This window comes from Stenotrophomonas sp. YJH_SMC_36, assembly GCF_059369935.1.
In genome coordinates, this window is sequence record NZ_JCAFTD010000003.1 from 205,237 (window position 1) to 228,496 (window position 23,260).

Below are 23,260 nucleotides of genomic sequence, written 5' to 3' on the forward strand. Positions count from 1 at the left end.
TCTGGATCTGGCTTCTGTAGGGCCGAGCCCATGCTCGGCCTACGCGCGCAGCGCTGGGTTTCCGCGTACAGGTCGAAGAGCAGCCGAACGTGGGCTCGGCTCTACAGTTCCGTGGTACCGCTGCGGAACCCGCTGAACACCGATTCGGCCGCAAACCCGACGCCGCCCAGCAGCACGCCGAAGTACGCAACCGTGGCGACCAGGAAGGCATAGCCGGCTGCCACCGCCGCGCCATCACGCTGGATGAAGCCGATGGCGAAGGACATCAGGGCAAGTGCCGGCAGCGTGTTGCTGAAGGGAATCGGCCCGGCCGGCGCCATCAGCAGCAGCGTGGCCACGATCAGGGCCAGGTTGTTCAGGCGCATCATTCTCTTCGAGCGCACCATCACCGCCAGCCGCATCGGTCGCGACAGGCGCTCCATGCGGTGCACCCACTTCAGTGCGCGGCCAAGGTTGGCCTTCAGCTTGTCGGTGGCGATCTCGCGACGGGCCAGCTTCTGGGGCACCCACAGCGGGCGGTTGCGCACCCGGCTCAGGCCGATCAGCAGGATCGAGGCACCGAATACGGTACTCAGCCCGGGAATCGACACCGGAATGATGAAGATGGCCGAGAGCAGGATCACGATCAGCAGCAGGCCTTCATCGCCCAGCGCGCCGAGCAAGGTGCCGACGCTGACCTGGTCACCGGGCAGCTCGTCGATCATCTGCTCGATCTGCTGGGCCAAGGGGGCGCTGTCGTTGGTTTCGGGGGCACGGTAGGTCATGCGTCGCAAGCTTCTCCAGGGAAGGGCGGTCAACGGGCCGTCCTGCGGTGTGGGACGCACAGGCTCTGGCAGTATCCCGGCCAACGTGGGCAAAGAGGTGAACCGGGCATGAGGGGGTAAACTGGCGTGCCCCGCATGAGTTGAACGCAATGGACATGGGCCGCAGGCAATCGACCGTCGAACTGGTCGCCATCGACATGGATGGCACCCTGCTGGATCCCACCCACGCGCTCACCGCACGCGCCAAGCAGGCTATCGCGCAGGCGCGCGCGCTGGGCGTGCACATCGTGCTGACCAGCGGCCGCCCGGTCCCCGGCCTGGCGCCGTTCCTGCACGAACTGGGCATCGATGGCAACGACGACTACTGCATCGCCTGCAACGGCGGCCTAGTGCAGCGCATCGGCACGCGTGAAACGGTGGTCGAGTACCCGCTCAGCTTTGACGATTTCCTGTTCTGCGAGCAGGTGGCGCGCGAACTGGGCGTGCACTTCCAGGCGCTGGACAGCCAGCGCATGTACACGCCCAACCAGGACATCAGCTATTACACGGTGGCCGACTCGCACCTCTCGCGCATGCCGCTGTCGTACCGCCGAGTGGCCGACATGGATCCCACCATGTCCTTCATCAAGCTGATGATGATTGATGAGCCGGAGGTACTGGATGCGGCCATTGCGCGGTTGCCCAGTGAGCTGACCGAGCGTTTCGCGGTGCTGAAGAGCGCACCGTTCTTCTTGGAGGTGTTCGATCATCGTGCAGGCAAGGGCCCCAGCCTGCAGAAACTGGCGGAGCACCTGGGGATCGACCGTGCCAACGTCATGGCCATCGGCGATCAGGAGAACGACCTGACCATGCTGCAGTACGCCGGCACCAGCGTGGCGATGGGCAACGCGATCGATGCGGTGAAGGCCGTGGCGCGCTTCGAGACCACCACCAATGCCGACGAGGGCGTGGCGCGCGCGATCGAGCGCTTCGTGCTGCGGTAGGGTCCGCGGCGGTAGGCCGTCTCCTGCGTCGACGCAAGGTTCACACAATGTTGCCGCGTCATGCTTCCTGGCATGGCCCAGTCCGATTCCGCCCAACCACCGATCCGTCCGGGCGTCCGAGCATGCCCGCGACCCGCGCCCTGCGCTGTGCCCGGGGTCGATCTCGACGCCGAATATCAGTTCTGGCAGGTCTATGAGCGTCTTGTCCGCCCCCTACCCGGCGGGGGCCTGCGGCGGGCCTGGCTGGTTCTGCAGGCGGTCTACCGCACCCGCCTGCGATTTCCTGCGGACACCCAGGAAGTCGCGCTCGCGCGGGTCATGTTCGGCAGCAATACCACCGCCGAGCGTTCGGCCGAACTGCAGGACCTCTACGGTCTCGTCAGTCGCCGTCTGGCAGCCGTCGCTGCCCGGGGCAGAGGTGCCTCGCGCAGCGGGGCAGGCGATCGCGCGAGGAGCGGACCCCGCTGATGGCCCGCGGCATCCGGCGAAGACATCCAGCCCGGCGTGATACTCGGTGGTACTGACCTGGAACAGGCCCAGCAGTGAGTGGAACAGGTTGTCATGGCTGAACACCCGCGTAGCCGCATCGCGGCGCAGGCACGCAGGATCCAGTCCTGCATGGGAGGCGAACTGCGCGGAGAACCACATGATCATGGGCACCTGGGTCTGCTCCTGTGGCGCGATGAGGTAGGGCGTTCCATGCAGGTACAGGCCGTGCTCGCCGAGTGACTCACCGTGGTCGGAAACGTAGATCAGGGCCACATCGCGGTCGTCCGAGTAGGACTGCAGCAGGTCGATCGCACTGCCGAGCATGCGATCGGTATAGACAAGCGTGTTGTCATACGTGTTGACCAGCGCTTCATTGCTGCACTTCTGGATCTGGTTGCTGTCGCAGGTTGGACTGAAGACACGGGCGTCTGCGGGGTATCGCTGGAAGTAGGTGGGGCCATGGCTGCCCAGCGGGTGCAGAACGACGAGGCCGTCGCCCTGCATGGCTTCGATGCGCGATGACAGCCCGTGAAGGAGGATTTCGTCAAGGCACGTGCCATCGTCGTTGGCACACAGGCTGTCGACCTTCATCTGTCCCATGTAATCCGTCGGCACCCGCGCGCATACGCCCTTGCAGCCGCCGTTGTTGTTGTCACGCCAGACCACGTCGACACCGGTCTTCTTCAGGATGTCGAGGACGTTCTCCTGCGACGCGGCCCTCTCCGCATCGAACCGTGTGCGCGGCATGGATGAGAACATGCACGGCAGGGAGATCGCGGTGGCGGTCCCACAGGACGATACGTTCTGGAAGCTGATGACGTTGTCCTTGCGCGACAGCATCGGGTTGGTGGGTCTGTCGTAGCCGTTGAGCTGGAAATTCCGGGATCGGGCGGTCTCCCCTACGACGAGGATCACCAGCCGGGGTCGGGGGCCCTGTGCACGCACGGCGTCGTCGGCCAATGTGCGCAGCGGCTGGAGACGGGCGCGGTGGCTGCTGCCGAGATGGCCATAGGTGTGCCGCACGATGTTCAGTGGCAGTACCTGTTCCCTCAGATAGCGGTTGTTCCGCAGCAGCGATGAATAGTCCTTGTAGAAGCCCAACGCAATGGTGACGAGCACCATCATCGTGGCAAGAACGTTTGCCAGCCACACCAGGGAGGATCGCAGGGGACGGCCGTGATTGCCCGTCCGCATGAGCAGCAGGATGCATGAGGGCAGCACGCCCAGCAGGAGGACGGACAGCACCAGCGGGAGCGAGAAGTAGGAAGCCATCTCGGCCTGATTGGTCTCCAGCACGTTCTGCACCATGCTTCTGTCGATCAGTACGCCGTAATGCAGCATGAAGTAGCTGGCGGCGCTGCTGACGATCAGCAGCAGCGCCAGAAGCGGCTTGCGCAGCAAGGGCAGCATCCCGACGGGTGTCAGCAGGAGGTTGAACAGGCAGAACAGCAGCAATGGCAACGAGCCGATGAACAGTACGCTGCGAAAGCCATGGATCTCCACGATGGACCACAGGCTCTTCCAGAGGGCCATGTTGCCCGCCGTTGCGAAGAACGCGGCCGAGAGCCAGACAAGCGTTACCGGATGTGGCCGATGCCACGTGAAGCAATCGCGCACGTGCAGATCCTGCGGAGCCAGAGAGGCGCGCAGTATCTGGACGCGTTCATCAGGAAGTTGTCAGCTGCGGATGCGGACCCAGCAGGATCACCGCCCATACCAGCGCGACCATCACAAGCACCACGCTCTGCGCAGCGCTGCCCATGTCCTTGGCGTTCTTCGACAGGGGGTGGTACTCGAGCGAGATGCGATCGACCACCGCCTCGATGGCCGAGTTGAGCAGTTCAACCACGAGGCTCAGCAGGCTGACGGCCAGCATCACGGCACGCTCCACCGCGCTGATGTCCAGCACACAGGCGATCGTCATGAGCAGGCCGTGCAGGACAAGCAGTTGGCGGAATGCTGCCTCCCCACGGAATGTGGCGATGAAACCGTCGCGTGAGTGAATCAGTGTGTGCAGGATGCGTCGGAATCCGGTTCTGCCGTGTCGGTACTTGCCGTCACCCTGCGGTGCGTGCTGCTGCTGCATTGTTGACCTGCCTCTCCATGAAAAGGTGGCCAGAATGTGGCTGGCAATGTCAGCAAAGTGTCAGGCACGCGCTTGCGACGAGGACAGGTGAAGCAGGAATCGGCACCCCTGAGCGGATGTCTCCACCTTCATCTGCCACCCAAGGTGCTCTACCACGCGCTGCACGATGGACAGCCCCAGCCCTTCGCCATCCTGGCGTGCGCTGGGAAGGAACCTGCTGAACTGGGCAGGGTCGATGGTCGGGGGCAGGCCCGGACCGGTGTCGGCGATGGCCAGCTCGCCCTCCCGCAGGGTGATGCGGACCTCGCCCCTGTCGGTGTACTGGCAGGCGTTGCGCAGCAGATTCCATACGACGCAATGCGCCAGCTCCGCATGGGTGACCGCAGTGACCTCCTCTGGTGCATCCAGCCGCAGTGTCACGGGCTTCCCTGCGAGCCAGGGTGCGCAGCGTGCCATGCACTCCTGGACGATGGCACGCAACGGGACGTCGGTCAGAGAAAGGCTCGCAGGGGATCTGGAGAGCAGCAGCAGGCAGGTCAGCTGGCGCTGCATCTCCTGTGTGGTCCGCAGGATGCGGTCGGCGCTGGGCAGCAGATGGCTGTCGGGCGGCAACTGGTGAAGCAGTGTCTCGGCCGCGCCAGCGATGATGGCCAAGGGCGTACGCAGCTCGTGGCTGGCGTCTCCGGCAAAGCACCGCTCGCGGTGCAGGAACCGCTCCAGCTCATCGCTATGCTGGGCAAAGGCACGCGCAAGAACGCCGATTTCGTCGCGCGCGTCCTGGTACGGGAACGGCTTGGATGTGTGCTGCACCGCCTCGGAAAGTCGGGTGATCGGAGCGATGACGTGGGCCGACGTCAGTCGCCCGATCCAGTAGGCACACAGTACGCAGGTCAGGATGACCAGTGCAGCGAAGGCATTGATCAGGTGCTCAAGGTAGGCATAGTGCTCGCCGTCCTGGAGCAGGTAGTAGCGCTTGCCCTCGACATCGAACACCCGCAGGTGCCACTCGTTGGGTGCGGGCTCGCCGTGGTAACCGGGACCATACTGGCGCAGCACGGTCGGCACGTTCTCCTCGTCATAGAGCTGACTGTCATGCGTGACCACGCGTGGTGATCCAAGGCGGATCGCATCCTCCAGCCTGCGTACCTCGCCATCCTGCGCCCGTGAGACCGCCGAGGCGCGTACCTCGTCATAGTCGACGAGCTCGACCACGGCGATGAAGCACATGGCTCCGGCCATCAGCAGCACGAAGGAGACCGTGATGCGCGTCCGCAGCGACATCCGTTGATAGATCGACGTCCACGCCGTCGGTCCTGTCGGCATGACCTACTCCGGTTGCCCGGGCGCGGGGTTGGAAAGACGCCAGCCTACGCTGTGTACCGTTGCGATGAGCGGGTAGTCGAAGCGCCGATCCACCTGCAGGCGCAACTCGTGGATATGCGTTCGCAACGCGCCACTGTCAGGCGGCTCGTCACCCCAGATCAGGTACTCCATCTCCTGCTTGCGCACGACGGCCGGCGCCGCCCGCACCAGTGAAACGAGCAGTTTGTGGGCCGTCGGCGTAAGGCTGATCGCCTTGCCGCACCGCCATGCCTGCGGCGAGCGCGTATCCACCTGCAGCTCCTGCCACGCGATCACCGTGTCCACCTGCCGGCCCTGGGCTCGACGTACCAGGGCCTTGATGCGGGCATCCAGCTCGGCCAGTGAGAACGGCTTGACCAGGTAATCATCCGCACCCAGGGCAAGGCCCTGCACCCGGTCGTCCACCTGGTCGCGCGCGGTGAGCATCAGGATCGGTATGGGGTTCTGGAACTCCTGCCGAAGCCTGTGGCACAGCGTCATCCCATCGAGGCGGGGCAGCATCAGGTCCAGCAGAACGGCGTCATAGTCGTTCTCCGTCGCGCGGCGCAGCCCGCTGGCGCCGTCCCGCGCATCGTCCAGCACGTAGCCCAGTGGTTCCAGGAACGCATACAGATTGGCTACCAGCTCGGGATTGTCTTCAATGATGAGCAGGCGTGTCATGGGCCGCGCGCATGAGGAGACATGAAGCCCGAACTTTGGCCGATCCACCGACGTTTGCCAAGCCTCGTCGCCCGTTCCGCCAAGGGCCCGCACGCCGTGACTGCGGCATGAAGCAGCTGCGCATGTTCTTTTTCATCTCTTGAGCTTTCGCCTATCGTGTGCGGTCCAGCGGGCATCGACAGACGGAGGAAATCATGGAGACCAGACGATCGGCGCGCCTGGTGATCGTCGATGAAGACGGAAGGCTTCTGCTGTTCCGGTACCACGACGAACACCACGCGCCCTTCTGGGCGACCCCGGGCGGTGAACTTCTGCCGGGCGAGAGCTATCTGGACGCGGCGCGGCGCGAGCTCCGGGAAGAAACCGGACTGAACCTGCAGATCGGCAGGCTTGTTGAGGAAAGGGACGCCGTCTATGCGGTCGCCCGTTCGACACCCGCGCGATGGCTGGAGACGTATTTTCTGGTTCACGCTCCCGCACAGCAAGCCATTCGACGTGACGGCTGGACAGAAGAGGAGAACGCCACGATCACAGACTGGAAGTGGTGGCGCGCAGAGGAAATGAGAGAGCAGCCTTCCTGCGTGTTCAAGCCGGAATGGCTGCCGGGATTGCTGGAGCGGCTGCGGTCATGACGCAGCATCACTGGCTCGCCTTCCCCCGATCCAGCTGTCGATAGCCAATCGCCTCGGCCAGATGCGCGGTCTGGATGTTCTCGCACCCGGCCAGATCGGCAATCGTGCGTGCCACGCGCAGAATGCGATGCATCGCGCGCGCTGACAGCTGCAGGCGCTCGATGGCGTGTTCCAGAAGATCCTGGTCGGCCTCGCCCAACCGCGTGCACGCGCGCAGCGCAGCGGGCGGCAGATGCGCATTGAGTCCCCCGCGCATCTGCTGCCGCGCATGCGCAGCCTCCACCCGCCCGCGCACCGCATCACTGGGCTCGCCCAGCGGCGTGCTCTCGCGCAGCTCCACCGCATCCATGCGCGTCACCGCGATGTGCAGGTCGATGCGGTCCAGCAACGGGCCGGAGACTCGGGCGCGATAGCGGGTGATCCGCTCATCGGTGCACAGGCAACGGTTGCTGCGGTCGCCGGCCCAACCGCAGGGGCAGGGGTTCATCGCCGCGACCAGCTGGAACCGCGCCGGAAACATCACGCTGCGTGCAGCGCGGGCGATGCGGATGTGGCCCGATTCCAGCGGCTCGCGCAGGGTCTCCAGCGCGCTGCGGTTCCACTCGGGAAGTTCGTCCAGGAACAGCACCCCATGGTGCGCCAGTGATATCTCGCCGGGGCAGGGCGGATTGCCGCCGCCCACCAGTGCCGCAGCACTGGCGCTGTGGTGTGGCGCGCGGAACGGTCGTTGCCGCCATCGCTTCGGGTCCAGCCCTTCGCCGCTGACCGAGGCGATGGCCGCCAGCTGCAAGGCATCGATCTCGGTGGACGCTGGCAGCAGCCCGGGCAGGCGTGAGGCGAGCAGGGTCTTGCCACAACCGGGGCTGCCGATCAGCAGCAGATGGTGCCCGCCGGCCGCAGCCACTTCCAGCGCGCGCCGTGCATGCACCTGCCCGCGCACATCGGCCAGATCCGGCAGCGGCAGGGGCGTGGTGTCCACCCGCTCAACCTGCGGCAGCAGGCGCGGATTGCCCAGCCCGGCGCAGCATTCCAGCAGCGTGCGGGCCACGCGCACGTCGGCGTGCTCGGCCAGCGCCGATTCGGCCGCATTCCCCGGTGGGACCACCAGGATGCGGCCCGCTTCGGCCGCCGCGATGGCGGCGGGCAGCGCGCCTGCAACCGGGCGCAGCTCGCCGGTCAGGCCCAGCTCGCCCAGGAACTCGTACGGCAGCAGCGACTGCGGCGGGATCTGGCCACTGGCGGCAAGAATGCCCAGAGCGATGGCCAGATCGTAGCGCCCACCTTCCTTGGGCAGGTCGGCGGGCGCCAGGTTCAGGGTGATGCGCCGTTGCGGGAAATCAAAGCGCGCGCAGAGCAGCGCCGCACGTACGCGTTCGCGCGACTCGCGCACACTGGTTTCGGCCAGACCGACGATCTGGGTGGCGGGCAGGCCACCGGAAAGATGTACTTCCACCCGCACCAGCGGGGCCTCGACCCCGGCGCGGGCACGGCTGTAGACCAGGGCCAGGCTCATGTGTGCTTCCTGCAGAGAGAGGCTCGATGGTGCGGCCATCACTCTGCCCGTCGCCATCAGGCATTGCTGGCCAGGCGCCTAGGGCTTTCCTGCGTGGCACGAGGAGGGGGGGGGCACCGACGCGCGCGCGGTTCGGTATGACCGTCGGCCAAAAGCAGATAACCACTGAGCATTTCTGCATTGGGGCGCGGGCGGGGTTAATGAATGTGCGATGTCTGGTCCGCCGATTGCGGCTGGCATTGCTTCCCCCACTACCCGTACAGCCCACGATGACGACAGCTCGTTCTTCACTGCGCCCGCGATTGCTGGCGTTGGCGGTGTTGCTTGCCACCGCGTCTCCCACACTTCATGCACAGTCCACCACCGGCGCGATCGCCGGACAGGCGCCGGCCACCGCCCAGCGCATCTTCGTTCGCAGCGATACCGGCCTCACCCGCGAGGTGACGGTCGAGGGGCGAGGCCGCTTTACCGTCGGCCAGCTGCCACTGGGCCGCTACGTGGTGGAAGCACGCGATGCCGAAGGGAACGTGCTGCAGAGCCGCGAGGGCATTTCGCTGACGGTAGGCGCCAGTACCGAGGTGTCCTTCGCTGACGTCACCCGGCTGGACGGTGTGCAGGTCAGCGCCGACCGGGCCGCGGCTGCGATCAATGTCAGCAGCGTGGACTCGCGCACGGTGATCACGGCCGAGCAGCTGCAGCGCCTGCCACTGGGTCGCTCGGCCGAGGCGATCGCGCAGCTTGCGCCCGGGGTCAACGGCAACAGTGGCAATGGCACCTATGCCGGCCCGACCGGTGCACAGCTGGTGAGCTTCGGCGGTTCGTCCGCTGCCGAGAACGCCTACTACATCAATGGCTTCAACAGCACCGATCCACTGCGCGGTCTGGGTGGCCTCACGCTGCCCTACGGCAGCATCGACCAGCAGGAAATCTACACCGGTGGCTACAGCGCCAAGTACGGCCGTTCCGATGGCGGCGTCATCAATGCGGTGGGCAAGCGCGGCACCAATCAGTGGCGATTCGGTGGCCAGGTCACCTGGGAACCAGCGTCCACGCGCTCGGACAAGGACGATGTGCGTTACCCGGGCAATGGCGCGCTGTATTCACCGGAAAGCCAGGACCGCGAGTGGGTGACCACGCAGAGCATCTACGCCGGTGGCCCGCTCCTGGAAGACCGGCTGTTCTTCTTCGGCTCGTACGAGCTCGAGCGCCGTGAGGGCACCGACGTCAAGAATGTGGAGGCGACCAATGCCTACTCCCGCTATGAGTACGACCGCCCGCGCTGGTACGCCAAGCTGGACTGGAACATCACCGACAACCACTTGCTGGAACTGACCGGAGCCTCCAGCCGCAATGTCTTCCGGGGCGATAGCTTCGCTTACGACTACGACACGCTCACCCGCGGTGCGCAGCGTGGCAAGGAAGACACCACCAAGACCGGTGGCGACCTGTGGACGGCCAAGTACACCGGCTACCTGACCGACCGGCTTACCGTCAGCGCGCAGTATGGCGAAATGCGTACCGATGACTACATCGGCAACCCGGCCTACGACGGCAGCCTGACCTACATCAGCAGCGCCACGCTGCAGAATCCGGCGCTGAACGGTGGTACGCCGATCACCAATGCGCAGACCACGTCGCTGCTGGTCAACCCGGATCGCGGCAACCGCACCAACAACCTGCGACTGGATGCGAACTACAGATGGGGCAACCACAGCATCACGGTCGGCATCGACAACCAGAATGCCCGTGCGCTCAACCGTGGCTCGGTGGCCTCCGCCGACGGTTACTACTGGATCTATGGCCAGTCCAACCCGAACGTGCCCCTCAATACCGGCCTGGGCGTGCCGGCCACCGGCGGCATCCGCAATGGTGAGGACGGCTATTACGTGCGCCAGTACATCTACAGCGCACTGGCGTCGGTACGCGCCTCTCAGCGGGCGCAGTACATCGAGGACAACTGGCAGGTGACCGACCGCCTGCTGTTGAACCTGGGCCTGCGCCTGGATCAGTTCACCAACTACAACCGCGATGGCGACGCCTACATCAAGCAGACCAGCGGTCAGTGGGCGCCGCGGCTGGGCTTCAGCTGGGACGTCGACGGCGACGGGCGCTTCAAGGTGTTCGGCAACGCGGGTCGCTACTACCTCGCGCTGCCGCTCAACCCGGCCTTCAACGCGGCGGGCGCGACGCTGGCCACCTCGACGTACTACACCTATGGCGGCATCGACAGCAACGGTTATCCAACCGACCTCACCGCGTTCTCCGGCGCGGTGTCGGCCAACAACTACTACGGCGTGCTGCCCGATCCGAAGACGGTGGCGACCTCCGGCATCGAGCCGTCCTACCAGGACGAGTTCATCCTGGGCTTCAGCAGGGCGCTCGGCCAGAACTGGGTGTACGGCGCGAAGGCGACCTATCGGGTGCTGCGCAGCGGCGTGGATGACTACTGCGATATCGGCGCGGTGCTGGCCAAGGCCGACAGCCTGGGGTATGACGTCACCAAGGACAGCAATCCGGTCAGTTGCTGGTTGATCAATCCTGGCCGTGCGAACACCTTCAATCTGGTCGATACCAGCGGCAACTACGTAAGCGTGCCGCTGACCAATGCCGAGATGGGCTTCCCCAGGTTCAAGCGCAACTACTACGCGGTGAACCTGTCGCTGGAGCACCCGTTTGATGGCCGCTGGTATGGCCGGGCGGACTACACGTGGTCGCGCAGCTATGGCACCACCGAAGGCCAGCTGCTGTCGGGCATCGGCCAGACGGCGGTGTCGACCACGCAGGCCTGGGATTACGCGCAGCTGATGGAACACACCAACGGGCCGCAGAGCAACGACCACACCCACCAGTTCAAGCTGCATGGTTACTACCAGTTGACGCCGGAATGGCTGGTCTCGGCCAACATCAAGGTGATTTCCGGCGCGCCGTTCAGCGCACTGGGTTCGTATGGCCCGAACTTCGAAGACCCTTCCGGCTACGGCATTGCCTACCACTTCTACAACGGCCAGCCCGCGCCTCCGGGCAGCCAGGGGCGGCTGCCCTGGCTGAAACAGCTGGATCTGGGTGTCTCCTACCGGCCTTCGGTGGCGGCTGGGCGACTGGGCTTCAACCTGGATGTGTTCAACGTATTCAACAGCCAGGTGGCGTTGTGGAAATCGCCGTACTCCGAGTTGGATCCGGGGCAGCCGGACCCGCTGTACGGCGCAGCGACGGTACGGCAGGCACCGCGCTCGCTGCGCGTCAGCGTGAGCTACGACTACTGAGGGAATGCGCCGGCACGGGCGGGCATAAGCTGCCACCCGTAGGGGGGCGGACGATGCGTGGCTCGAAAACCGGGTTGTGTTGGGCCGGCGGGCACGAGGCCCCCACGCACCGCCCGCCATGGCCGGCAGGCGGAGACTTCATCACAACGGCGGGTTTTCGAGGCCCGGCCACCGATGCACGGTGGCCGGGCAACAATTACCTGCCGTTGTGGGGAGTGCCAAGGGATCGGGGCCAATGCGGCCAGGCCCGAGACGTTTCTGGCATTGTCGTATAGGGAGGAGTGGCGCGAGAGGCTTGAACGGCGGGGCTTTCGGTACTTCTGCGACGGCCCCGTCAGATTCGTCTGTTGGAGGGAGAAGAGTGCGTTGATTGCGACAGCGTGCGGCGCGCGTCTGCGAAGGTGCGAGTGACTTTCCACCTATTGACCGTCCAGCGCGCCACGCCGAGTCTGACTGCCGCGGCTGGCACGGGGACGTGGCTGCCCGCAGTACGAGAAAGCGGTGGTGTTTGAATGGATTCGCCGCCCCCCCGCAGACCCCGACAAGGATCATTGCAGATGTTGCGCCACAGCCGACCTCTTCTTTTCGCGGGTCTGATACCCCTGCCATGGTTCCTGTTCTGGACCACCGTTGCTGCGATGCTCGCACCCGGTTACAACCCGATTGCACAGCACGCCAGCGAGCTGCTGCAGGCACCCGCGCTCGCAAGCCTGTGCGGACGGATCGCCGCCATCGGCTGCGGGCTGGGGTTCGTACTGTTTGCCATTGCGCTATGGCGGGAATCCGGTCGCCGGATCGCCGTGGGTGCCGCCTGCTGGATGATCTTTGGCGTCTCCATGTTGACCAATGGGCTCTGGCCCATGGGTCATCCGATGCACGGCTTCTACGCCATCGGTATCGCGAACATCATTGCGCCGGCGATGTCGCATATCGAACTGCGGGCCTGGTCGGCCAACCGAAGGGCCTATGCCGTGACTGCCGTTGTGAGCATCGCGGCAGTGGTCTATCTATGGTTGAACCTGGTGGGCGCGGATCCGCAGGGTTTCAGGGGACTCACCCAGCGCCTGTTCTCTTCCATCAACTCCCTGTGGCCCTTCCTGGTCGCGCTGTACCTGCTGCGCAGGGGGCCAAGTGCACTACAGACGCAGCCCGCGTATTGATGGACAGGCGTGCCAGGCACTCGGCAATCGCGCAGGTCCGATCAAGGCTGACATCGACGGGACGCGCATGCTGAAAGACATTCCGAAAAGACGACCCGACTTCAATGGCAGCATTCGATCATTCCCTGGTAACGCTTCGATTTTTCGGCGACGACCTTCTGCCGGATGAGATCAGTGCTCTGCTGGGGGGGGCTCCAACCGCCTCGCATCACAAGGGCCAGGAACTTGCAGGCAGCCACTCGGGCGTCGTGCGTATCGCCAGGACCGGAAGCTGGCGAATGGCCGCGATGCGTCGTGAGCCTGAAGATCTGGAGGCTCAGATTTTTGAGATCCTTGATCAGCTCACCGGAGATCCCGCCATATGGAAGTCGCTGGCACGGTTCCGGCCTGACCTGTTCTGCGGCCTTTTCATGGGCAGCAGCAATGATGGTGTCTCGCTTTCGCCCAAGGTCCTGCTCGCCCTGGGAGAGCGCGGCATCGAGCTCGGCCTTGACATCTACGATGCCGATGAAGATGTGCGCAACGCTCAGCACCAATAGACCATCAGTTGATGATCTCGCCACTCCCCGATGCGACGAATTCCCTCAACTGCCGGATGAAGTCCGCATCGTAGGGTTCCCACTCGGTGATCTCACCGACAATCCGCAACGGCTGTGCACTGCGATACGACCGTGTCGGGTTCCCGGGAAACTTCTTGTTGGTGACGTTCGGATCGTCCTCGAACGGCCCGGTCGGTGCCACCACGTACACACGCGGCGGTCCCTCGCCCCGGGCCATCTCCGCGGCCAGCCCGGCGCCCTTGGCAATCGTGGTGAAGTAGATGTGGTTCATCACCACGCCATCGCGATAGTTGGATCCGTAGCCGGCTACCAGCAGATCGCCCGTGGCCAGGTCGGCCCGGGTGCCGTGATAGAACGGCCCGGCGACCTGATCGCAGGTGTCCTGCGAAACGGGTGTCCATTCGGTGTCCTGCGTCATCGCGATACCCCCAGGTTGTCCTGCCGGATCGACAGGCCGGCGAGTCTAGGGGGCCAGGTGGGCCTTGCTGCAAGGCCCCATCCGGGAAATAATCTGTAAGTGGGAGGCGCAGCGCGCCTCCTTTTTCATTCTGCGGCGCGGCGCCCTTCCAGCTCGCGCACCGCTGTTTCCAGCGCATCCAGCTTCTGGCGGGTCTTCAGCAGCACCGCGCGCTGCACTTCAAATTCCTCGCGCGTGACCAGATCGAGCTTGGCCAGCCCAGCCTGCAGCGCGCTCTTGAAGGTGGCCTGCAGTTCCTCGCGTGATTCGCGCAAGCCCGGCGGCACCAGGTCGCTGAGGCGGCGGGCGAGGTCATCGATTTGGTTCAGGTCGATCATGGGGTGCTCCGTGGGTGGCGCCCGCGCATCAGGCGCGGGCAGGCCGTTCAGCCACAAGGATACTGCCGGCGCGCGCTGCCCGGACAGGCAGCCGCGGCGTCGCACCGGGCGCGTTCAGGCGCTATCCTCCACGCCGGAAGACAGGAGATCGACGATGAAGATGGTCATGGCGGTGATCAAGCCGTTCAAGCTCGACGACGTGCGCGAAGCGATGGCCGAGCGTGGCGTCACCGGCATCACGGTGACGGAGGTCAAGGGCTTCGGCCGCCAGAAGGGGCATACCGAGCTGTACCGTGGCGCCGAGTACGTGGTCGACTTCCTGCCGAAGGTGAAGCTGGAAGTGGCGGTGACCGATGACCAGGTGGAGGCGGTGGTGGAAGCCATCGTCAAGGCGGCCGGTACCGGCAAGATCGGCGACGGCAAGGTATTCGTGTATGACCTGGGCAGCGTGGTGCGTATCCGTACCGGCGAGCTGGACGCAGACGCGCTGTAAGCCGTCCGGCGGGATGTTGTAGAGCCGAGCCGATGCTCGGCTGCCCTTCCGCCGTCATGTAGAGTCGAGCTTGCTCGACTCTACAAAGAGCAGCCGAGCATGGGCTCGGCTCTACAAGGAGCGGTAAAGCGGTGAGCGGAGCGACGCTTACCGGCGCTTCGCCCACTTATAGAACCGCTTCCAGCCCTGGCGCACTGCGGCCACCCAGCCGGGGTCGGCCACCAGGGCGGCCTGGGTGGCGCTGGGCGCCTGCCCGGTCACGCGCTGGCGGATCTTCAGCAGGTTCTTCATGTCGCTGCGGCGCATCTGCCGGGTCAGCGGATTGCGGCGCAGCCAGCGCGGTGCGCGCCAGGCCGAGGTGAAGTCAAGCAGCACCGGTACGCCGCCGCTGACCACCACGTTGGTGCCGTGCAGATCGTTATGGGTGATGCCGGCCGCATGCAGGCGGCTGAGTGCGTGCTGCAGCTGCTCGAACACTTCATTGCCGACTGCCTGGGCGGTGCTGAGGGTCTGGCCGGGAATGAACTCCATGCCCAGTGCCAGGCCTCCCAGTGTTCCCAGCAGCGCCGGCGCGTGCTTCCAGCCGCCCAGGCGCTGCAGCATGCGCGCTTCACGGCGCACCATCAGGCGTGCGACCAGCGACAGCGGCGTGCCGCGATAGCGGGAGTAGTCCTTGATGACGGCCTCGCGGCCATCCAGGCAGGTGCGATAGACATCGGGGGCCAGCAGGCGTTCGCCACGCTTGAGCAGCAGGGGCGTGGTGGCGTCATCGCCGCAGGTCTGGCAGGGGGAGGCAGGAAGGGGCATGGCGGGGTCTCGGACGACCCGGTGGGCGGCGCTGAAGCGTCAAGCGAACCGGTGAGGCGGGGGAAACTGGCTAAACTTTCGTTAAGTCAATTTTAGTACCGGCAAGTTCGCTAATCCACGTTCTGTCGGAGAAATGTCGGGGCCGTGGCTGGAACAGTTCGTCGCGCACGGGCGGACAATTTCGTCTCACTTCTCGGCTTGGGGCATTGAAAATCAATAAGTTGAAGAAGAAATCCACCCGTTCAGCCAAGCGTCGCTGAACATGGCGCACGTGTGGCTTGACCCCGGCGCACGGCCTGCCGACCATAAGCTGTTCATCCGCGACATCGGCGGCCGCCCCGTTCCGGCACGTCCCCGTCCCCTGCCGCGTTGCCACCGATGCCGGCCGCCTGCGCCGTGCATCGCCCCCTGATTCCCGTTCCGGCTGCCGCCGGAGGAAAGTTTTTGATGATCAAGATCGTACTGGCAGTGCTGTTCGTGGCCTGCGTGCTGTACATCCACTTCCGTGGCAGGGTCCGCGCGCGCTGGTCGCGCCAGCTGCTGGACCACTCCAGTTTCATGGCCCCGATCAACGTGGTCATGTACATGTTCTCGAAGGTGCCGACCACGCCGTTTCTGGACCCGGGCAAGGAGTTCCCGCAGCTGGAACCCCTGCGCCAGAACTGGCAGATGATCCGTGACGAGGCGCTGGCGCTGCGCGATGCGCAGAAGATCGCTGCGTCCAGCAGTTTCAACGATGCGGGCTTCAACTCGTTCTTCCGCCGTGGCTGGAAGCGCTTCTACCTGCGCTGGTACGGCCCCTCGCACCCGTCAGCGAAGACGCTGTGCCCGAAGACCGTGGCCCTGATCGAGTCGATTCCGGATGTTCGCGCAGCGATGTTCGCGCAACTGCCGCCGGGCAGCGAGCTGCGTCCGCACCGCGATCCGTTCGCCGGTTCGCTGCGCCTGCACCTGGGCCTGAGCACCCCCAACGATGATGCCTGCTACATCGAAGTGGACGGCATCCGGAAGAGCTGGCGCGACGGCGAGTGGATGATGTTCGACGAAACCTACATCCACCACGCGCATAACGAGACCGAGCAGGACCGAGTGATCCTGTTCTGCGACATCGCGCGCCCGCTGCGCTTCGGCCTGCCGGGCCTGTTCAACCGTGCGGTGGCCGCCACGCTGCTGGCCGGTGGCGCTTCGCCGAACCTGCCAGGTGATCCGACCGGGGGTGTCAACAAGGCATTCGGCAGCCTGTACAAGGTGCGCCTGAAGGCCAAGGCGCTGCGCGAGCGCAGCGTGGTGGCCTACCAGGTCATCAAGTGGGGCCTGGTGGCGGCGGTGATTGCCGGAATCTGGGCGCTGTAAGCGAAACGCCGGGCATCGCCCGGCGTTGCCTGCAAATGAAAAACCCGCGCTGCTGCCAGCGCGGGTTTTTTGTTGGATCAGCTCTTCAGTGCCGCCTGCACGAACGGCGGGGTCACCAGCACGCCGGTGTGCAGCGCGGCGGTGTAGTACAGGGTCGTGAAGGTCTTGGCGGCCGAATCAGCCTGGCGGAAGTCGAAGCTGCTGTCGCCCTTGCGCGCCATGGTCACGCTCCACCAGCCGGTCGGGTAGCACGGCTGCGGGAACGGCAGGGTCTTGAACGAACCGAAGCCGGCCTTGCCCATCTCGGCACGCATCTCGTTGATCAGTTCCAGCTGCATCAGCGGCGATTCGGACTGCTGCACCAGGATGCCATCGTCCTTCAGCGCCTTGAAGCAGCTCTCGTAGAAGGCCTTGTTGAACAGGCCTTCGCCCGGGCCGACCGGGTCGGTGGAGTCCACGATCACCACGTCCACGCTGCCGGCCGGGCAGTTGGCCATGTAGGCCACACCGTCGTCGAACAGCAGTTCGGCGCGCGGATCGTCGTTGGAGTCGCACAGCTCCGGGAAGTGCTTGCGCGCCATCACCGTGACCTGCTCGTCGATGTCGCACTGGGTCACGCTCTCCACGCCCTTGTGCTTGAGCACTTCGCGCAGGGTGCCGCAGTCGCCGCCACCGATGATCACCACGCGCTTGGGGGCGGCGTGGGTGAACAGCACCGGGTGGCTGATCATCTCGTGATAGAAGAAGTTGTCCTTGCTGGTCAGCATGATGGCGCCATCGATGGTCATCAGGTTGCCCCAGTCGGTGGTCTGGAAGATCTCGATCTTCTGGAAGGGCGACTGCACCTCGTCCAGCTTGCCGGTGATGCGGTAGCCGATGGCCGAGCCGGTGCGCTCGAAATGCTCGATGTACCAGTTGTTGCTGTCAGTCATGGGACGTGTCCTTCTGGGGTCCTGTTCGGAGGGGGTAGAGCCGGGTTGGCGGCACGGGGCCGCGTGGCGCAAGCCACATCCGGACGGATCGGCCTGTTCAGGTCCGGCAGGAGCCGGGTCACGGGCGCGGGCGCGCATGATAACGAACCTGTGGGCATATAGGCGTTATCATGCCCCCCCTTTTATTGCCAACAAGGCCGACTGAAATGACCGATTGGTCCCTCGACCAAGCCCGCAAGACCTACTCGATCCCGCATTGGGCGGATGGTTACTTCGACGTGGATCAGGCCGGGCACATGGTGGTGAGACCGACCGGGGCGGACGGCCCGGTGGTGTCGCTGCCCAAGGTGGTGGACGCCGCCCGCGAGGCGGGCGCCAAGCTGCCACTGCTGGTGCGCTTCCCGGACATCCTCGGCCAGCGCCTGGGCAAGCTGCAGGCGGCATTCGCCCAGGCCCAGCAGGACTGGGATTACGCGGGTGGTTACACCGCGGTGTACCCGATCAAGGTCAACCAGCACCGCGGCGTGGCCGGTACCCTGGCCAGCCACCACGGCGAGGGCTTCGGCCTGGAAGCGGGCAGCAAGCCGGAGCTGATGGCGGTGCTGGCACTGTCGCGCCCGGGCGGCCTGATCGTCTGCAACGGCTACAAGGACCGTGAGTACATCCGCCTGGCCCTGATCGGTCGCAAGCTGGGCCTGCAGACCTTCATCGTCATCGAGAAGCCGTCCGAGCTGAAGCTGGTGCTGGAAGAGTCCAAGGCGCTGGACGTGAAGCCCGGCCTGGGCGTGCGCATGCGGCTGGCGTCGCTGGGCGCCGGCAAGTGGCAGAACAGCGGGGGCGACAAGGCCAAGTTCGGCCTGTCCCCGCGCCAGCTGCTGGACCTGTGGAAGTCGCTGCGCGATACCGAGTACGCCGATTGCCTGAGCCTGCTGCACTTCCATATGGGCTCGCAGATCTCCAACGTGCGCGACATCGCCAACGGCATGCGCGAAGCCACCCGCTACTTCGTTGAACTGTCGCAGCTGGGCGCGAAGATCACCCATGTGGACGTGGGCGGCGGCCTGGGCGTTGATTACGAAGGCACCCGTTCGCGCAGCTTCTGCTCGATCAACTACGGCTTGAATTCGTATGCCAGCAACATCGTGCAGCCGCTGGCCAACGCCTGCGAAGAGCACGGCCTGCCCCCCCCGCGCATCGTTACCGAGTGCGGCCGTGCGATGACCGCGCACCATGCAGTGCTGATCGCGAATGTGTCCGAAGTGGAACAGGCGCAGGAAGGCCGCGTGCCGGACCAGCACGATGACGAGCCGGCTTCGATCCGTCATCTGCGCGAGATCCACGAGGAACTGGACGTGCGCCCGGCGGTGGAACTGTTCCAGGAGGCGCAGCACTTCCATGCCGAAGGCCTGTCCAGCTACGCGCTGGGCCAGATCGACCTGCCGCAGCGTGCGCGCATCGACGACCTGTTCTACGCCATCGCCCACGGCGTGCGTGCGCGCCTGAGCTATGACGAGAAGAGCCACCGTCCGGCGCTGGATGAACTGAACGAGCGCCTGGTCGACAAGTACTTCGTCAACTTCAGCGTGTTCGAATCGATTCCCGACGCGTGGGCCATCGACCAGGTGTTCCCGATCGTGCCGATCGAGCGGCTGGACGAAGTGCCGGACCGTCGCGGCATCATTGCCGACATGACCTGCGACTCGGACGGCATGGTCAAGACCTATGTCGAGAACGAGAGCCTGGACAGTTCGCTGCCGCTGCACGCGATCAAGCACGGCGAGAGCTACCGCATCGGCTTCTTCATGGTCGGTGCCTACCAGGAGATCCTGGGCGACATCCACAATCTGTTCGGTGACACCGACGCGGTGGAAGTGGTGGCCGATGCGGACGGCTACGCGATCACCCAGCAGCGTCGTGGCGACACCACCGACGTGATGCTGGACTACGTGGGCTACCGGCTGGACGACCTGCGCGCGGCCTATGCCCAGCGCGTGGCTGCCGCCGGGCTGTCGCCGGAGCGTGCGCAGGAACTGTCGCAGGCGCTGGAGGCGGGCCTGACCGGCTACACCTACCTGTCCGACGAGCCGCTGGTCTGATGCCTGCGGCCACGCCGGGCATGGCCCGGCGCTACCGGTCCTGATGAGCGCCCGCGCGATCTTCCACCTGTTCCTGCATGCCGCCGTGCCAGCCCTGCTGGCATGGCTGTTCTGGCGCAAGCGCTTTGCGTCGGCGTGGTTGCTGATGCTGCTGGGCTGGATCATCGACCTCGACCATCTGCTGGCCGATCCGATCTACGCGCCGAACCGCTGCAGCATCGGCTTCCACCCGTTGCACACCGCGCCGGCGATCGCGGTGTACGCCGGGCTGTGCGTGCCGAAGAAGACCCGTCTGGTGGGCATCGGCCTGGTGATCCACATCGTGCTCGACGCCATCGACTGCTGGTGGATGCATCACCGCTGAGGCGGGTCGTGCAGCGCCGGGGCGGCTCTACCGGGGAGGCGGGGCGTCCGTCGGGGCCAGCGGCAGTTCCAGCCGTGCGCGCAGTCCCGGGTTCTCGTTGGAAAGGCGCAGTGAGCCGCCGTGGCTGGCGGCGATCTCCGCGGCGATCGCAAGGCCCAGGCCGCTGCCTTCCACCCGTTCGTCCAGGCGTACGCCACGCTGCAGGACACTCTCCAGCTTGGCTTCGTCCAGCCCCGGGCCGTCATCGCGCACTTCGATATGCAGCCGGTCCTGTTTGGCCAGGGCCCGCAGGCGTACTTCGCTGGCGGCCCATTTGCCGGCGTTGTCCAGCAGGTTGCCCAGCATCTCCTCCAGGTCGGTGGCTGCGCCGGCGAAGGCCAGCCCGTGTGCCACGTCCATCTGGAAGCGGATGCGGCGGCCGGCATGCACGCGGGTCATCAACCGGCACAGTGCCTCCACTGCGGGCGCCACATCGCTGCGCTGGTGGTGGTCCACGGCCAGGCCGGCGGCCAGGTAGCGGTCGATGCTCGCACGCATGCGCGCGCCCTGTTCGTGCACCGTGCGCCGCCAGCCGCGTCCTTCACCCTCCGCCTCGGCCGCCAGCACGCTCAGCGGCGTTTTCAGGGCATGCGCCAGGTCCTCGGCGCTGCTGCGCGCACGCGCGACCATGCGCTGGTGGTGATCGAGCAGGGCATCGAGCTCGTCGGCCAGCGGCGCGATCTCCAGATCCAGCCGGCTGCGGTCGATGCGCTCGGCATCGCCACGGCGGATGCGTTCCAGCTGCTGGCCCAGGCCGCGCAGTGGGCGCAGGCCGAAATGCACCTGGCTGGCCAGCACCGCCAGCCATGCCGCGACCAGCAGGCCCAGCGCCAGCGCGCTGCGCTGACGGAAGGCGGCGGTGTCCGCGTCCAGCGCGCTGCGATCATGGGCAACCAGCGCAATGTAGGGCTGCGATGCACGTGGCAGGCGCACCTGCTGCACACGGGCACGCAGCGATTGCTGCATCGGCCCGCTCAGATTGCGCTCGGCCGGGCCGGTGGCCGTGACCGGCAGCGTCTGGTCCCACAGCGAGCGCGACTGCAGCAGCACCTTGCCGTTGCGGTCGGTGATCTGCCAGTAGGCGCCGGAGAACACACGCTGGAAGCGCGCGTCGTTGGGTTCCTGGCGCAGCCGAAGCTGTCCGTCGGGATCGATCTCCGCCTGCGCGAGCAGAGTCAGCATGTCCTGCTGCAACTCGCCGTCAAGACGGTCGCGCGCGCTGCGCTTGAACAGCTCGCCCAGCAGCACGCTGGCCAGCACCGACACCAGCACCAGGCCGATGCCCCCCACCAGCAGCAGCCGCCGCCGCAATGAAGGCTGGCGCGCGCTCATGCCTCGGCCAGCCGCCAACCCTGGCCACGCACGGTATGGATCAGTTCCACGCCCAGCTTGCGCCGCACCCGGCCAAGCAGCACGTCCAGCGCGTTCGAGTCCGGATCGTAACCGCCTTCGAAGACCTGTTCGCCGAGGCGGTCGCGGCTGATCACGCGGCCGGCGTGATGGATGAAGTAACTCAGTACGCGGAACTCCTGGGGACTCAGCGGCAACGGTTGCCCGTCCAGTTCAAAGCGACCGGCGTTGACATCAAGCTGCAGGGGGCCGCACTGCAGGCGCGGGCTGGCGTGGCCCCGGCTGCGGCGGATCAGGGCACGCAGGCGCAGCACCAGTTCATCGGCCTGGAACGGTTTGGTCAGGTAGTCATCGGCGCCTGCATCGAAGCCGGCCAGCTTGTCGTGCCAGCGGCTGCGTGCGGTCAGCACCAGCACCGGAAAATCGCGGCCATGGGCACGCCAGCGCTCGATCACGCTCAGTCCATCCAGGCCGGGCAGGCCAAGATCGACGACCGCGGCATGCAGGTCCTCGATCTGGCCGATCTCTTCCGCACGACGGCCATCGGTGGCCACATCGACCACGTAGCCGGCCTGCTCCAGCAGGGGCTGCAGGCGTTTGGCCAGCTCGGTGTCATCCTCGGCAAGCAGGATCCGCATCAGTCGTCCAGTTCCATCTTCAACAACGTCCCGTTGCGCGCATCATAGTCCAGCTCCACCACTGCGCCGTCGTCACGCAGGATCTCCACCTCGTACACCGCGTCGTCCAGCTCCACCTCCAGCAGTTGGCCGGGCTGGCGCCTGAGCGCGTCGCGCACCACCTGTTCCAGGGGCACGTAACGGCCCTGCTGCACGGCGCGGCGCGCGACCTGCTGCGCCGGGTCCGGCGCAGGGCCGGCAGCGGAGCCCGGAGTGGCCAGGGCCAGCAGCAGGGGCAGGGAGACCAGCATCGGTGACGGATCCTCGGGCGATGGCGACAGGCGCGAGCATGGCACCGCCGACTAACAGCCGACTAACGATGGCCGCTAAGGGGCTGTTAGCCGACCGCGGCATCGTGGTGCTGCCGGAATGGTCCGGCCACGAACAGGAGAACTCCCATGCTGAAGTCGCTCACCCTCGCCACCGTCGCCGTGCTGGCCATCGCTCCGGCCGCGCACGCTGCACCGCTGGGCATGGCCCAGGCCGAGCAGGCCCTGCGCAAGGCCGGCTACACCCAGATCCACGAGATCGAACGCGATGACGGCCTGTGGGAAGCCGACGTCAGCCGCGCCGATGGCCGCTTCAGCGAGGTCTACGTGGACCCGAAGACCGGCGAGATCTTCGATGAACACAACGGCCGCGCGCTGCTGCCGACCGAGCAGGTGCTGGCCAAGGCACAGTCGCAGGGCCTGCGCGAGATCCACTCGCTGGAGCGCGATGGCGCCACCTGGTCGCTGGAAGCGCGCAATGCCCGCAACCAGAAGGTCGAGGTGCGCCTGAGCGGCTATGACGGCCGCATCCTGCACAGCGAACGCGACGGCTGGCTGGATTGACCGCCTCGGGTAGCGCCGGGCCATGCCCGGCGGCCTGATGCATGCGCTG

Annotated in this window: 23 protein-coding genes; 10 read left to right on the forward strand and 13 right to left on the reverse strand. The window is 65.8% G+C overall.

The genetic code is table 11. The features are described from left to right. Positions 1-101 precede the first annotated feature (101 nt). Entirely contained in the window at positions 102-764 is a 663-nt protein-coding gene (locus AC5P76_RS07505) for an exopolysaccharide biosynthesis protein (RefSeq protein ID WP_053518150.1), read from the reverse strand. A gap of 149 nt (positions 765-913) precedes the next feature. Between AC5P76_RS07505 and yidA the strand changes: the two genes are divergently transcribed. Then, positions 914-1,747 carry a sugar-phosphatase gene (yidA, locus tag AC5P76_RS07510; protein ID WP_065174342.1) on the forward strand — a complete coding sequence of 278 codons (834 nt, stop codon included), beginning with the start codon at positions 914-916 and terminating at the stop codon, positions 1,745-1,747. A gap of 213 nt (positions 1,748-1,960) precedes the next feature. Here yidA and AC5P76_RS07515 read toward each other — a convergent pair whose 3' ends face one another. The 4 genes from AC5P76_RS07515 to AC5P76_RS07530 form a co-directional block, all read right to left on the reverse strand. After that, complete coding sequence (locus AC5P76_RS07515; RefSeq protein ID WP_253119186.1) at positions 1,961-3,853, reverse strand: phosphoethanolamine transferase; 1,893 nt, start codon at positions 3,851-3,853, stop codon at positions 1,961-1,963. 49 nt (positions 3,854-3,902) lie between these two features. After that, on the reverse strand, positions 3,903-4,322 hold the full coding sequence (locus AC5P76_RS07520) for a diacylglycerol kinase (protein WP_253119187.1): 420 nt from the start codon (positions 4,320-4,322) through the stop codon (positions 3,903-3,905). A gap of 60 nt (positions 4,323-4,382) precedes the next feature. After that, on the reverse strand, positions 4,383-5,561 hold the full coding sequence (locus tag AC5P76_RS07525) for a sensor histidine kinase (protein WP_253161734.1): 1,179 nt from the start codon (positions 5,559-5,561) through the stop codon (positions 4,383-4,385). Positions 5,562-5,648: 87 nt separating this feature from the next. After that, positions 5,649-6,344: a response regulator transcription factor gene (locus AC5P76_RS07530; protein WP_053518144.1), complete on the reverse strand. Its 696-nt coding sequence runs from the start codon at positions 6,342-6,344 to the stop codon at positions 5,649-5,651. A gap of 194 nt (positions 6,345-6,538) precedes the next feature. Here AC5P76_RS07530 and AC5P76_RS07535 point away from each other — a divergent pair, with 194 nt between their 5' ends. After that, complete coding sequence (locus tag AC5P76_RS07535) at positions 6,539-6,976, forward strand: NUDIX hydrolase (protein ID WP_253119191.1); 438 nt, start codon at positions 6,539-6,541, stop codon at positions 6,974-6,976. A 7-nt stretch (positions 6,977-6,983) separates the two neighbouring features. Here the strand turns inward: AC5P76_RS07535 and AC5P76_RS07540 are convergent, their stop codons facing one another. After that, positions 6,984-8,489: a YifB family Mg chelatase-like AAA ATPase gene (locus AC5P76_RS07540; protein ID WP_111187240.1), complete on the reverse strand. Its 1,506-nt coding sequence runs from the start codon at positions 8,487-8,489 to the stop codon at positions 6,984-6,986. Between the two features lie 269 nt (positions 8,490-8,758). Between AC5P76_RS07540 and AC5P76_RS07545 the strand changes: the two genes are divergently transcribed. From AC5P76_RS07545 to AC5P76_RS07555, 3 genes are all read left to right on the forward strand, one after another. After that, positions 8,759-11,752 carry a TonB-dependent receptor gene (locus AC5P76_RS07545; protein ID WP_253119193.1) on the forward strand — a complete coding sequence of 998 codons (2,994 nt, stop codon included), beginning with the start codon at positions 8,759-8,761 and terminating at the stop codon, positions 11,750-11,752. Positions 11,753-12,309: 557 nt separating this feature from the next. Next, positions 12,310-12,912, forward strand: a complete 603-nt coding sequence (locus AC5P76_RS07550; RefSeq protein WP_253119195.1) for a DUF998 domain-containing protein — start codon at positions 12,310-12,312, stop codon at positions 12,910-12,912. Between the two features lie 104 nt (positions 12,913-13,016). Beyond that, positions 13,017-13,451: a DUF4279 domain-containing protein gene (locus tag AC5P76_RS07555; protein ID WP_253119197.1), complete on the forward strand. Its 435-nt coding sequence runs from the start codon at positions 13,017-13,019 to the stop codon at positions 13,449-13,451. Between the two features lie 4 nt (positions 13,452-13,455). On the opposite strand, the gene arr is transcribed toward AC5P76_RS07555, so the two are convergent. Together arr and ubiK are read right to left on the reverse strand one after the other, a co-directional pair. Next, positions 13,456-13,890, reverse strand: coding sequence for an NAD(+)--rifampin ADP-ribosyltransferase (gene arr / locus AC5P76_RS07560; protein ID WP_065181514.1), 435 nt, complete (start codon positions 13,888-13,890; stop codon positions 13,456-13,458). Between the two features lie 125 nt (positions 13,891-14,015). Then, the gene (gene ubiK / locus AC5P76_RS07565; RefSeq protein ID WP_053518135.1) at positions 14,016-14,267 is read right to left on the reverse strand and encodes a ubiquinone biosynthesis accessory factor UbiK; all 252 of its coding nucleotides are present in this window, start codon (positions 14,265-14,267) and stop codon (positions 14,016-14,018) included. A 154-nt stretch (positions 14,268-14,421) separates the two neighbouring features. Here ubiK and AC5P76_RS07570 point away from each other — a divergent pair, with 154 nt between their 5' ends. Next, the gene (locus AC5P76_RS07570; RefSeq protein ID WP_065174353.1) at positions 14,422-14,760 is read left to right on the forward strand and encodes a P-II family nitrogen regulator; all 339 of its coding nucleotides are present in this window, start codon (positions 14,422-14,424) and stop codon (positions 14,758-14,760) included. Between the two features lie 147 nt (positions 14,761-14,907). Here AC5P76_RS07570 and AC5P76_RS07575 read toward each other — a convergent pair whose 3' ends face one another. After that, a complete protein-coding gene (locus AC5P76_RS07575) occupies positions 14,908-15,567 on the reverse strand; it encodes an RIO1 family regulatory kinase/ATPase domain-containing protein (protein ID WP_053518133.1) in 660 nt (219 codons plus the stop codon). Between the two features lie 447 nt (positions 15,568-16,014). On the opposite strand from AC5P76_RS07575, the gene AC5P76_RS07580 reads away from it, so the two are divergent. Further along, positions 16,015-16,920, forward strand: coding sequence for an aspartyl/asparaginyl beta-hydroxylase domain-containing protein (locus tag AC5P76_RS07580; protein ID WP_181452161.1), 906 nt, complete (start codon positions 16,015-16,017; stop codon positions 16,918-16,920). A 77-nt stretch (positions 16,921-16,997) separates the two neighbouring features. Here AC5P76_RS07580 and speE read toward each other — a convergent pair whose 3' ends face one another. Continuing rightward, positions 16,998-17,852 (reverse strand): polyamine aminopropyltransferase, encoded by an 855-nt coding sequence (speE, locus tag AC5P76_RS07585; protein WP_253119198.1) that lies wholly within the window; start codon positions 17,850-17,852, stop codon positions 16,998-17,000. 206 nt (positions 17,853-18,058) lie between these two features. Between speE and speA the strand changes: the two genes are divergently transcribed. Both speA and AC5P76_RS07595 read left to right on the forward strand, forming a co-directional pair. Further along, the gene (gene speA / locus AC5P76_RS07590; RefSeq protein ID WP_053520373.1) at positions 18,059-19,948 is read left to right on the forward strand and encodes an arginine decarboxylase; all 1,890 of its coding nucleotides are present in this window, start codon (positions 18,059-18,061) and stop codon (positions 19,946-19,948) included. Positions 19,949-19,991: 43 nt separating this feature from the next. After that, positions 19,992-20,312: a DUF6122 family protein gene (locus AC5P76_RS07595; RefSeq protein ID WP_065174355.1), complete on the forward strand. Its 321-nt coding sequence runs from the start codon at positions 19,992-19,994 to the stop codon at positions 20,310-20,312. Between the two features lie 27 nt (positions 20,313-20,339). Here the strand turns inward: AC5P76_RS07595 and AC5P76_RS07600 are convergent, their stop codons facing one another. From AC5P76_RS07600 to AC5P76_RS07610, 3 genes are read right to left on the reverse strand one after another with little or no spacing between them, the layout of a single operon-like run. Next, on the reverse strand, positions 20,340-21,683 hold the full coding sequence (locus AC5P76_RS07600; RefSeq protein ID WP_180875590.1) for a sensor histidine kinase: 1,344 nt from the start codon (positions 21,681-21,683) through the stop codon (positions 20,340-20,342). Further along, positions 21,680-22,339 carry a response regulator transcription factor gene (locus AC5P76_RS07605; protein ID WP_053520370.1) on the reverse strand — a complete coding sequence of 220 codons (660 nt, stop codon included), beginning with the start codon at positions 22,337-22,339 and terminating at the stop codon, positions 21,680-21,682. The genes AC5P76_RS07600 and AC5P76_RS07605 overlap by 4 nt, the downstream gene beginning before the upstream one ends. Continuing rightward, entirely contained in the window at positions 22,339-22,629 is a 291-nt protein-coding gene (locus AC5P76_RS07610) for a PepSY domain-containing protein (protein WP_053520369.1), read from the reverse strand. Before AC5P76_RS07610 ends, AC5P76_RS07605 begins: the two co-directional genes overlap by 1 nt. Positions 22,630-22,776: 147 nt before the next feature. Here AC5P76_RS07610 and AC5P76_RS07615 point away from each other — a divergent pair, with 147 nt between their 5' ends. Further along, the gene (locus AC5P76_RS07615; protein ID WP_053520368.1) at positions 22,777-23,211 is read left to right on the forward strand and encodes a PepSY domain-containing protein; all 435 of its coding nucleotides are present in this window, start codon (positions 22,777-22,779) and stop codon (positions 23,209-23,211) included. Positions 23,212-23,260: the final 49 nt, after the last annotated feature.